This window comes from Candidatus Sulfotelmatobacter sp. (assembly GCA_036500765.1).
Taxonomy (GTDB): domain Bacteria; phylum Acidobacteriota; class Terriglobia; order Terriglobales; family Acidobacteriaceae; genus Sulfotelmatobacter.
Map to the genome: position 1 here is coordinate 214,583 of DASYBM010000016.1, position 12,024 is coordinate 226,606.

General features: G+C 58.1%; 8 protein-coding genes. 4 read left to right on the forward strand and 4 right to left on the reverse strand.

Going from position 1 to position 12,024, the window contains the following annotated elements; genetic code table 11:
- The first annotated feature begins 8 nt into the window (after positions 1 to 8).
- Complete coding sequence (locus tag VGM18_18015) at positions 9 to 776, forward strand: hypothetical protein (GenBank protein HEY3974908.1); 768 nt, start codon at positions 9 to 11, stop codon at positions 774 to 776.
- Here VGM18_18015 and VGM18_18020 read toward each other — a convergent pair.
- Complete coding sequence (locus tag VGM18_18020) at positions 773 to 2,890, reverse strand: PAS domain S-box protein (protein ID HEY3974909.1); 2,118 nt, start codon at positions 2,888 to 2,890, stop codon at positions 773 to 775. The two genes, VGM18_18015 and VGM18_18020, sit on opposite strands and share 4 nt — an antisense overlap.
- A 283-nt stretch (positions 2,891 to 3,173) precedes the next feature.
- Between VGM18_18020 and VGM18_18025 the strand changes: the two genes are divergently transcribed.
- From VGM18_18025 to VGM18_18035, 3 genes are all read left to right on the forward strand, one after another.
- Positions 3,174 to 4,721 carry a YifB family Mg chelatase-like AAA ATPase gene (locus VGM18_18025; protein ID HEY3974910.1) on the forward strand — a complete coding sequence of 516 codons (1,548 nt, stop codon included), beginning with the start codon at positions 3,174 to 3,176 and terminating at the stop codon, positions 4,719 to 4,721.
- A 172-nt stretch (positions 4,722 to 4,893) separates the two neighbouring features.
- Entirely contained in the window at positions 4,894 to 6,135 is a 1,242-nt protein-coding gene (locus VGM18_18030) for a choice-of-anchor tandem repeat GloVer-containing protein (protein HEY3974911.1), read from the forward strand.
- Between the two features lie 194 nt (positions 6,136 to 6,329).
- The gene (locus VGM18_18035; protein ID HEY3974912.1) at positions 6,330 to 6,719 is read left to right on the forward strand and encodes a hypothetical protein; all 390 of its coding nucleotides are present in this window, start codon (positions 6,330 to 6,332) and stop codon (positions 6,717 to 6,719) included.
- An 85-nt stretch (positions 6,720 to 6,804) separates the two neighbouring features.
- Here the strand turns inward: VGM18_18035 and VGM18_18040 are convergent, their stop codons facing one another.
- The 3 genes from VGM18_18040 to VGM18_18050 all read right to left on the reverse strand — a co-directional run bounded on the left by VGM18_18040 (position 6,805) and on the right by VGM18_18050 (position 11,307).
- Positions 6,805 to 7,941, reverse strand: a complete 1,137-nt coding sequence (locus VGM18_18040; GenBank protein HEY3974913.1) for a PilT/PilU family type 4a pilus ATPase — start codon at positions 7,939 to 7,941, stop codon at positions 6,805 to 6,807.
- Between the two features lie 207 nt (positions 7,942 to 8,148).
- Positions 8,149 to 9,231, reverse strand: a complete 1,083-nt coding sequence (locus VGM18_18045; protein HEY3974914.1) for a hypothetical protein — start codon at positions 9,229 to 9,231, stop codon at positions 8,149 to 8,151.
- Between the two features lie 126 nt (positions 9,232 to 9,357).
- The gene (locus tag VGM18_18050) at positions 9,358 to 11,307 is read right to left on the reverse strand and encodes a glycoside hydrolase family 9 protein (GenBank protein HEY3974915.1); all 1,950 of its coding nucleotides are present in this window, start codon (positions 11,305 to 11,307) and stop codon (positions 9,358 to 9,360) included.
- Positions 11,308 to 12,024 lie beyond the last annotated feature (717 nt).

The window sequence follows — 12,024 nt, forward strand, 5'->3', positions numbered from 1 at the left end:
GTGATCCCATGAAGCATCTCGCTCTCCTCCTATCGCTAATCTCTGCCGCCCTGGCCCAAAGCCGTTTCGACGGAACGTGGGAAATGAAGATGGACACTCTGCAATTTGCCGGCGCACCCGAAGAATATGTCATCGACAAAGGCATGTACCACTGCCTGACTTGCGTCCCGAAAGTTGACGTAAAGGCGGACGGGACCGACCAGAAAGTCGCCGGTCACCCCTACTTCGACACAATTACCGTGCGCATCGTCGACGATCACGCGGTCAAGTTCACCATGAAAAAAGATGGGCTGCCCACATTCAGTTGCGTCGAAACCGTGTCTCAAGACGGTTTCACCATGGCTGAGGATTTCACAAACATCGGTGAAGCGGAAACCGTCACGGGCAAAGCGGGCTTTACACGCGTGGCCAAGGGTCCTGCCGGCACGCACGCGCTCTCGGGGAAATGGAGCATGCAGACGGTCGAGAACGCCACAGCAGCAGGAACGATCACGACCTACCAGAGCACCGCCGACGGAATGAAGATTTCCGATGGCAGCCAAAGTTACGAAGCGAAGTTTGACGGCAAAGATTATGCCATCGACAGAGATGGCCACGCCACGGTTTCGCTGCGGCCCATTGACGAATACACGATGGAGGAAACTGACAAGCAGGACGGAACAGTGATGACCGTTGCCCGCTTTACGGTCTCCAAAGACGGAAAGTCGATGCGAGTGGAATCCGCAGATAAGCAACGCGGCGGCACGATGACCTACACCGCCGAGAAGAAGCCTTAACTCAATGCCCCCACCGGCAACGTCACCGTAAACACCGCTCCTCCCTCGGGAGAATTTGCTGCCTCCACGCTGCCGTTATGCTCTTTCATCACCGACTTGCAAATGCTCAGGCCCAATCCTGTGCCGCGTCCCGGCCTCTTCGTGGTGTAGAACGGATCGAAAATGCTCGGCAAATTTTCCTTCGGGATGCCCGGCCCGTCGTCGTGAAAGCTCACCCACACCGTGCCTTCGCCCTTGCCCAATCGAATCCGCAGCGTCCCCTTGTCCCGCACATCGCGGATCGCCTGCTCCGCGTTCAGAATCAGATTCAGAAAAATCTGCATTAGCTGATGCGGATCCCCCAGCGCATAAGGCACCCCGGTTTCTTTTAGAAAATCGACTGTAATATTGTTCTTGCGCAGTGAGTAGGCGTGCAGATTCAACGTGCGCTCCACCACTTCCACCAGATTGATCTTGCTCTTGCCCGGCGCCGGTGGCCGCGAGAAATAGGTCAGGTTCTGCACAATCTCCGCGGCGCGCCGCGCCTGCTGCTGCAACATCGCCAGTTGCTTGCGAGAGGTTTCGTTCGTCTCGGTGTCCTGCAGGAGTTCGCTCACGCCCATGATGCTGGTCAAGGGGTTGTTCAATTCATGCGCGACACCCCCAATCATCGCTCCCATTGCCGCCAGTCGCTCGCTCTGCACGACCTGCTGTTCCAGCTTTCGTTCGACCGTAATATCGCGCACCGAAACAATTACGCCGCTGATCTTCGAGTCGGCGTCCACGAGTTGGCTGCCCGAGGCGCGCATGGTCCGCCAGCTTCCATCGCGGTGCCTCGCTCCATATTCTGCCGATGCGAAAACTTGCTGGCCCGAAACCACGTCGTGGTAAAGAGAAGCCAGCTCCGGCGAATGATCGTCCAGTTCCGATATCTTCTTTCCCAGCATATCCTGCGGCTCGTAGCCCAGAAGATCACGCGCCCTCGAACTGACAAAGGTATAGCGCTCCTCGAGATCTACCACCAAAATCAGATCCGGAAAACTTTCCAGCAGCCGGCCGCGAAACTCCTCTTGCTGCGCCAGTTGCCGTTCCATCCGCCGCCTTTCTGTGATGTCCACCAGCGTTCCCTGGTAACGAATAATGTTTCCCGACGTGTCCCACACCGCCCGCGACGAATCCAGAAAGACCGCCGCCTTTCCATCCTTGCGCCGCAGTTTGACCTCGCGCGTGCGCACGCCGCCACGATCGTCAACCGCGCGCCCCAGCACGGCCTGGCCCGCGTCGAAATTCAATGCCGCTGCCTCGGCCGTCAGCAGTTCACTCTTCTCCGCATATCCCAACATGTTCACCAGCGCGGGATTGGCGTCCAGCAATTCACCTTCGGGCGAGCTGAAGTACACGCCCTCCTGCAAGGTTTCGAATAATTCGGTGAAACGCAATTCCTTTTCGCGCAGTTCGGTTACATCGCGGCCCAGAATGCTTGCGCCCACCACCTCGTCGCCTTTGACAATCGCATTCACCACGGATTCAAAGTAAAGCGGCCGCGCACTTCTCTTCAGCCGCAAGCGCACCGTTCCCGCCCAGCGTTTCTTCTCCAGAAATCGTCCCAGGCCGTGTTCCACTTCTTCCTGGGATGGCTCTTCAATCAAGTCGTAGACCTTCCGCCCTACCAGTTCGGTATAAGTCAATCCTGTCAATTCGGTGATGCGCTTGTTCACGGTCCGCAAGGAGCCATCGAGCGACACCGCGCATGCCGGGTCATCGAAGGAGTCGATCAACTCCTTGAAGTTGCGTTGCGACCGCATGATCACCTGGCTGAGCTGATCCAGTTGTTCTTCAGATGGCGCTGCGCCAACGTGCTCCTGCAAACCGCGCAGCAAGACTTTGAGTTCGCCGACTTCCCGCCGTCGCCCGTAGGCATACACGGCAAACAGCACGGAAAGGACCAGCACGCCGATCGGAATTGCACGCAGCGAGTAAGGAATGTTTTCCAGGCGTTCCCACAGCAGCGCGGTCAGAGCGACCGAAAGAAATATCAGGAACCCCAGCACCCATCGCCATAGCTGAGATTCTTCTCGTTCCAGCTTTCCGGGAGGGCGTGGCGTAGGCGGGGTGTTCACTGGGTTGAGGGTCATTCCCGAAAGGCCATCCTTTACTGAGGTCACCTAATTCTATACGTACGGAGAAGTACAAACGTCTTTGGAAGCTTGGGGGGGAACCAGAAATCTACTCGTCAGTATCCCGGCGCGGGACCTCAAAGGCGCGGCTTTTTCCACAGCCCTTAGTGACATCCGTCACAGCCAGCGCCGCTCCTGCACCCGTAATGTATCTACCTGGCCCTCAATGCGAGGCTAAGCCCTAGTGTGCCCGGGTGCCCCATTTCTCGCGTTCTCTGGGATCTGGATCCGCGAACTGCCCATGCTCTACAAGACTCTCAGCGCCGCCGTCTACGGTATCGACGCCAACATTATTCAGGTGGAGGTCGACTGCTCCGGCATCAAGTGCGATCAGGACCATTTCCACACCGTGGGCCTGCCCGACGCCGCCGTGCGAGAGAGCCGCGACCGCGTCCGCGCCGCCCTCAAGAACTGCGGCTACGACATTCCGCCCACCCACATCACCATCAACCTTGCCCCCGCCGACATCAAGAAAGAAGGTTCCGGCTTCGACCTGCCCATGGCCCTCGGCATCGTCGGCGCGTATGGGGGCTTAACCAAAAAAGATATTGGCGACTGCCTCTTCGTCGGCGAACTCTCGCTCGACGGCGGCGTCCGCGGCGTTCGTGGAGCCCTCCCCATTGCCATCGAAGCCCGCGGAAAAAAGATCGCTCGCATGGTCGTCCCCGAGGCCAACGCCAAAGAAGCGGCGATGGTCTCGGGTCTCGATGTCTATCCCGTGCGCTCGCTGCTCGACGTGATTCACTTCGTCAACTCGGGCAACGGCATCGTCCCAATCAAGTCCGACGGTGACTCGCTCCTGCGCGAATCTCAACAATTCTTCGTGGACTTCAAAGATGTCCGCGGCCAGCAGACCGCCAAGCGCGCCATCGAAATCGCCTGCGCTGGAGGCCACAACATCCTCATGATCGGGCCGCCCGGCTCCGGCAAAACCATGCTGGCCAAGCGCATGCCGACGATTCTGCCTCCGTTCACTTTCGAAGAAGCCCTCGAAACCACCAAGATTCACAGCGTCGCCGGCGTGCTCGACCAGGGCAGTGGACTAGTCGGAACCCGCCCCTACCGCTCGCCCCACCACACCATCTCCGACGCCGGTCTCATCGGCGGCGGCGTGATCCCGCGTCCCGGCGAAGTTTCCCTCGCCCACAACGGCCTGCTCTTTCTCGACGAGCTTCCCGAATTCCCCCGCAACGTCCTCGAAGTCCTCCGCCAGCCGCTCGAAGATGGCACGGTCAGCATCGCCCGCGCATCGATGTCGCTGACCTTCCCCGCGCGTTTCATGCTCGCCGCCGCCATGAACCCCTGCCCCTGCGGGTTCCACAACGACCGCACCCGCGACTGCCAGTGCACCACGCCCATGATCCAGCGCTACGTCTCAAAAATCTCCGGCCCGCTCATGGACCGCATCGACATCCACATCGACGTCCCCGCTGTAAACTATAAAGAGATGCGCTCCACCCACGAACCCGAAAACTCCGCCACCATCCGTGAACGCGTAATCCGCGCCCGCCACAAGCAACTGACGCGCTTCTCCGCATCCCGCGAAAAACTTTACTGCAACGCGCAAATGTCCTCCCGCCATATCCGCACTCACTGCGAACTCTCCACCGACTGCGAACGCCTGCTCGAACGCGCCATGACCCAGCAAGGCCTGAGCGCCCGCGCCCACGACCGCATCTTGAAAGTCGCCCGCACCGTCGCCGACCTCGAAGCCGCGACCAATCTCGAACCCAAACACATCGCCGAAGCCATCCAATACCGCAGCCTCGACCGCACCTACTGGGCGTGAAGCCGCATCCGAGAAACGAGTGACGGGACCGACTCCCGGAGGGACGGGGATAGGTTCTCCAAGGTGGTAATGAATGGTCATACCCACTGTGCAATTACCGTCACGGAGCGGAAAGACTCTATCCAGCCCAAAAGACGCATACTAAAATTCGCTTCTCGCGGAGGTATCTCCCATGAAGCGCATTCCATCGCTCCTTCTTTGTTCTGTGGCTGCATTTCTCCTCGCCGCTCCCGCATCAGCGCAAACCTTCAAAATCCTCCTGCGCTTCCCAAATCAGCCAGGCGGCGGCAATCCTTCTGCCTTGCTTGATGTGAACGGCAACCTCTACGGCACCACGCAAATCGGCGGTCCCTCGAAGCTCGGAAATATTTTCGAGCTTACCAGTCAGGGCAACGAGAGCACCCTGTACAGCTTCACGAACACGACCCCAGACGGCAGAACTCCCACCATCGGTCCTTTGATTCAGGATGCGGCGGGCAATTTCTACGGCACCACGCAGAATGGCGGCGATTACAATTGCTTCGTTTTCTTCGTGAGAGGTTGTGGAACGGTGTTCAAGCTGAGTCCGACAGGGCAGGAGACGATCCTGCACAGCTTTTCCGGCGGAGCCGATGGCGCGCAGCCGCTAGCTGGTCTGGCCGCGGATGCAGCAGGCAACCTCTACGGTACGACTTATCAGGGTGGTACCGGATGCTCGGGCGGCTGCGGCACCGTCTACAAAGTTACTCCCACCGGCGTTGAGAGCGTTCTCTACAGCTTTACCGGTGGGGCAGACGGTTCCCTTCCATACTCTGTCGTTCCAGTTACTGACGCCGAGGGAAATCTTTACGGCACCACCTTAAAAAGCGGCGATCTTAGTTGCGGTCGAGGCGAGGGCTGCGGAACCGTTTTCAAAGTTGACCCCAGCGGCTATGAGACAGTTCTGTACTCCTTTACTGACGGTGCCGACGGCGCGTTCCCGGATGCCGGCTTGGCCCGCGACTCTCAAGGCAACCTCTATGGCACAACCTCCGCAGGAGGTAACCTGAATTGCGATCCTGGACACACCGGTTGCGGTACGGTCTTCAAAGTCAACCCGTCTGGTAGTTTGACTGTGCTCTACAACTTCGCCTATGTCGATACTGGTTATGGTCCGATCTCGACCTTGGTTTTGGATCCGGCGGGTAATCTCTACGGCACGACGCTCTACGGCGGAGCTGCTCAGTGGGGTGGTGTTTTTAAAGTGAGCAGCCACGGTGTCTATAGCTTGCTTCACAGCTTCAACACTGGGAATGAATTCATCGATGGAATTTGGCCCATGGCGGGCTTGACCCGCGACAGCGCCGGCAATCTCTTCGGTACAACCTCGGCTGGGGGCAAGGGCAGTTGCGCCAACTATTACGGTTGCGGAGTGGTGTTTGAGCTCACTCCGTAATCTGTTGGTTTCGTTCTTAAGAGAAGACATAAAGAGTGTTTGGACATAGGTAAGAATGTGGGGACAGCCGCGCCCCGGCTGTCCTTCGAGCGCAGCTCGCGGCGTTTCTTAACCCCACAACCCAACTCGCCCCTGAACTCTAGTTACTTGTCGCGGCTCCCGATTCGCGGTGCAATTGTCTCCGGGAGAGACCTATGGGCCGCATGTTTGGTTTTCTTGGCGTAGTCATGGCGATGGCGATCGGCATGTACATCTATTCCAGGCAGATGCAGAGTTCTTCGGCCGAAGCTGGTGCCAATAACCCAAAGGCCGCCATCAACATTACCGGCGTCCGCAGCGATCTAATCAGCATCGCCCAGGCCGAGCGACGCCACTTCGCCGCCGAAGGCAAATACGTCTCCCTCGATGAACTGATCTCGAATAATGACATCAGCGTCGCCCGCCAGCGCCCTCCATACTCCTACGAAATCGAAACCAGCGCCGGCAGTTTCAAAGTAATCGCAACCCGCAACGGCGACGACGGTTCAGGCACCCCCGCCCAGCTCTCCGTCGACGAAAACATGGAATTCGAAACCACGCAATAAAATTTGGAACGCTATCGAACCGGTTGGCCTATTTCTCGCCGTTCTTCGCGAGAACTGGGATTTGGTCTGCTGGTGGAAAAGCACCCTAGAATCCCTTCGCCTTCAACATCACATCCAGATCCTCCGGATGCAGCGCCCGCACCATCGCCTCTTCGCGTCCCAGATCGTTCTGAGTGACCAGCAGCGCCAGCGACTCCTCCAGCGTGAACGACCCTTGTTTCCGCGTAATCGTGATCTCCTGCTGCAAATGCTGTAACGCATTCTTGCGGATATGCTGCCGCGCCCCATACCCCACCATCAGCAACTCCGCAGCCGGCACGCGCCCGCCATTCTTCCGTGGAATCAGCGTCTGGGTCATCATGGCCGCCAACGCCATCGCCATCTCAGCGCGGACGGTGTGTTGCCGCTCCTGCGGAAACGAATCCGCAATACGCGAGACCGTCGACGCCGCGTCGGTCGTATGCAAAGTAGTAAATACCAGGTGCCCAGTCTCCGCCGCCGAGAGCGCAATCCTCGCCGTCTCCGGATCCCGCATCTCGCCGACCACGATCACATCCGGCGCCTGCCGCATGGCCGCTCGCAGCGCGGTAGGGAAGTCCGGCGCATCAATCCCGATTTCCACCTGCTCGATCACGCTCAAGTTATGCGCATGCTCGTACTCGATCGGATCTTCGATCGTGACAATGTGCCGCGCATCGTGCTGATTCATTTCGTTCACCAGTGCAGCCAGCGTCGTGGTTTTACCCGACCCAGTCGCTCCTCCAATTATCACCAGCCCGCGCTGCAACCTGGCCAGAGCCCCCACCCCCGACGGCAACTTAAGCTCGTCGAGCCCCGGCACTTTCGACGGCAGCGCTCGCACCGTCGCCGCCGCAAGTCCGCGCTCGCGATGCAGATTAATGCGGAACCTTCCCAACCCTTCGGCTCGATACGACGAATCCGCAATCTTGTTGCGCTCATACTCTTCCCGCGCATGTTCCGCCAGCGCCGGCAGCACCGCAGCCTCAATTTCATCCCCCGTCAACGGGCTATCGCCGACGGCAACCAGTGCACCCTCCACGCGAACCGCCGCCGCCGCATGCGAAACCAGCAGCAGATCGCTGCCCTTCCGAGCCACTAGTTGCTCCAGCCACCAATGAAGCTGCCTCGAGTTATGAACTGCGGTTTCCGGATCAATCACTTGAACGCGCGCGCGATTTCCCTCAGCTGTCATATTTAGCATTGGATGCATCCGGACTTGTAACAGAACGATTGGGCTCGCTGAATCTTTGCAGCCTACGCCCTGGGAAATATCGTCGACAGCACGCTAGTTGCGCGTAAAGGAGTGGAGCGTTGCAGGGCAGTAGGGGCGAAGGGCGGACGCAGCTTCCCATGAGTCAGGTCGAATGATCCGCCCCGCGAGTGTACAGCAGTTGGCTTCCGGCGATTCTCAGTTCTGCCGCAGCGCCGGCATCGGAACTGGAACGTTGAAAGCCGTCATAGCTCCGCCCATTCCTAGCTGACATGTGTTAGGCGGGAACGTGCAGCCCGTACCGTTGCCTTGGCACCCCGCCGCCCAGAACATGTATCCCAGCATCCCCTCGCTCGTCCCCGCGCCCGCAGGCGCTAGAGTTTCCACAAAACTCGCAGCTGTATTCTGGTCCGAATTGCTGAAGTTATCGCAATTCGGTTGGCCGCCGACCAACCACAAGCTTCCTGTTAGCTTTGCCGGCGCCATCGGCCCAACCGCTGTCCCGTCGCCATCCACATGCTGCTGCCATCCCGATTCCAGAGTCGAAACGCTCGTCTTCTGCGTCGCCACCATGGCATTGGCGTAATCCAGCACCGGCGCGCTGGTCTGCAACCAATTGGTCACCGCATAACCGGCCAGCTTGGTCAGATACGTATCGCCATCTCCGAGGTCGATGGTCAGGCGCGCGGCATAGTTCGCCCCGGTTGCGTCATAAGGAATCTGTGAGCGATATGCGCTGACGAACTGTTGCAGTCCGCTCAAGTTCGGACTGCTGCTGTTTTCGTAATCGATTTCCATCCCCACGTTGAATTGCTTGGCCGCATTCGCAGCGTTAATGCCGAGCTGAGTCGGATTGCTGCCGAGCGCCTTGTCCCAATTTTTCCGGTAACTGGCTCCCCCAATCGACATCATCACCCGCACGCCGCGGCTCTGAAAATAGTTGATCACCGCCGTATTCATGCCGACGGGAATGCCGTTGACGTCGCCCGAATCGGTCGTGAGATTCATCAGCTTGTCGGGATCCACAAAACTCAGAATCACCAGGTTGACCGACGGCGAATATGTGTTGTTCAGATCGCGATCGATCATCCAGTGATTGTCGGTATCGAAGGTGGTCATGTTCGGAACCGAGGCCCAGCTGCAACCGTCCGTATAGCAATGCCAGGCGCCATAGATTTGCATCTGCGTTTGTGCGTTCGCGATTGGGGCCATGCCTGGCAGTCCCGACAAAAACAGAATCGCCATGCCGGCACAGAGCTGCACCGCTATCTTTCGTGTCATGAGTCTCTCCTTGAATTTTCCACAGCAAGGCTGAGCCGCCGCCTTTACGGTAGCGGGGTTAGGACAAACACAGAAGGAAACAAGGAGCGCGGTGGCTGATACCACGGCGCCCCCTTCGAAGTTGAATTACGGAGTGCCCGACGGAGCTCCCGCAATCTCCCAGGCGAAGCCAAGAAAAGATGAGGCTGTGAGATCGATGGCTGGTTCTACGGTCGAGTAAGACTGCACATTGTCCTGATACACCGCGCCGTTCCCGTTGAAGACCGCGAATTGGTCGACCCCATTCGGCGGGCACGCTACCATGCCCGAGAGCGTTCCCTTGGCTGCGGCCGAGTTCGGACCCTCCACCCCAGCGCCCAGCAGGAACGGCGGTCCGTTGGGCGGTACATCTACAATGTTCGTGACTTGATGCTGCATGCAGAGCGGAAAAGTGTCGCCATCGCCGACCAGCAACGACGTTCCCCAGGCATTCGCTCCCAGCACGTTAGCTTGCCAGCGGGTTCCGTAGGCCGCGTAGGTGGTCGAACCGGTCAGGTTGTCGTACTCGTTCGCCATTACCACCAGGCCGCCGCCGTGCGAGGTAGTGTCGTAGGTGTTCCACGGAAATCCGAAACCGAAAGGATCTTTGCCGGCTTGCGTGACACCTTTGTCCAGTTGCTTCTTCAAGTCCGCCAGCAGCGCGGCTTCCGAGGTCGCCAGCCCCGTCGGATTTCCGGCCAGCACAAAGGCACGGTACAACTCGAAATGCGCGAGGCCGCTTACATCGTAAAGATTCAACGTATCGGCCGCATCATTCGGACCGGTGATATAAGCATTGGCCCAGGTTGCGGCCAGCGGCAGATAATACGTTGCGCTCGTATGCGGCAGTCCGGCCGGCAGGTTGGTTGCGCCTTCCAGCGCGAAGTACAACTCCGTCGCCCCCAGTTCCAGATCGTCGCGCCACTCGACTTCCGGATAAAAATCAAACGGTCCTGCGGTGAGCAGATTTCCGCTCGGTGAAGTATTCGCCAAATCGAAAATATGTTCTGCCGAGAGCAGGCACTGATTCGCATAGGTGACGTTGCTGGCGGCAAATACTTTGTAGCAGAGCGCAAAATCGGCGGCCAGCCGTCCCGCCAGGTTGGGGCTGATCGATGCTCCCGCGCCTCCCGCCGTGTTCTGAAATACCGGCCGGTGACAGATGTACTCATACGGCGACACGCAACTCTGATAGTCGTCATCGGCCTGCGGCAGCCGCCAAATGTCGTGATCGCCCACATAGCTGTGGCCGCCCGACGCCACCGCCACCTGGTAGTAGAGTGTCTTCGAGCTGTCGACCCACATCTTTTGCAGCCAGTCCAGCCCGAATTGCGCTTCCGCGGTAAAGTTCGACGTCGATGATCCCGACCCCATTTGCGCCGGAAAATCGCGAACCCCGATCAACATCATCGCAACCGTGTAACTGTGCGTTTCTACGAACTTCATGTAGTCGCCCGCGTCCCACCAGCCGCCGGATGCGTCCAACACCGCGCCGGTCGGCGTCAGCGGGCCGGCATTGTCCTTCTTGTTGAAAGTGGGCGTGAAGTAGGCCGTCGCACTCTCATCATTCAGGTGCCCCGGTGAGCTGCGCAGCGCATTCGCAATGTAGTTCGGCCCGTCTCGCTCCGATTCATAAAAGAAGAGCGAATTGGCCAGCGGCGTGTCGTATAGGTTCGCGGCCGTGTCGATCTTGAAAGCCGGCGATGTCGCCGCGATCGGCGAAGCCACCGAAATCGTGTAGGTTCCGGCGGTCGATACTGAGTCGAAATCGAGCGCATAAACGTCCGCGTAAGTTCCCCAGGCTCCCACACTCGTTCCCACCGAAGCTGAATAAACCGTGGTTCCGCTCGAGTTTTTGATCGCGAAGGTTGCTCCGGTCTCTGCCGCGCTGGCCATCAGATAAGCGCGCTTAGTGGAGCCTTCAACATAGCCGACTTGATTAACCCGAATGTAAGCGCTGGCCGCCTGCGCCAGATTGGCTACAACCAAAGGGCAAGCAACCAGAAAGGTGTGACACAGAAGGCGAGAGGAGGCAGGAAACCCGATTCGGCCTGTCATGGGGGCACCCCGTACTGAAAGGTTTTAATAAAACGCATGAATATTGATCTTGTCCTGCAATTCTGTCAATAGGGAAATCCTGTAGTCGGATATACTGTCGACCCGGTATCACAAAACTCCCGCAGCACAGAGGAATCCTGAGTACGCTTAAGGGAGCGCCTCGCGGATTACAAAACATTCGTCTGCTTTTCACTGCTGTTGCCGATCTTTACCAATTTTTACGCCCGCTCTTAAATAATTACTTGACCTCTCTCCCGCATACAGCTAAATTAAGCAGTTCTAGGACATCCGGGAGCTTCCAGGTTGTTTTACTCTTTCTGCGCCTGTCAAGCGAAGCCCAGAAAATCGAGCATCTTCGGCGTCCTGTCAAGCATCTATTCAAAAGTGAGTTTTTACGCTAACTCCTTTACAACTTACTGGGAATCAGTGACTTAGGCCCTTCTGTCCGGTCCAGGTCGCCCTCCTCGCAAAGGACGAATGCGGAAGGCCACCAAATCATAAAGTAAGGAGAATCAAGGCACATGCGCTCTGATCGTGTGTTTGACGCTTTACAGACTTTGCGGAATCGTTATATGCTCTGTCAGCTTGCCTCCAAGGCCACGCGGAAGTTCCATCGGCCCAGTACCAGAATCCAGGAAACGATGAACGGCGTACTCGACCGCATCGCTGACTCGGAGCGGCAAGAAGTTTTGTCGGAACCAGAGAATTTTGCTGAGG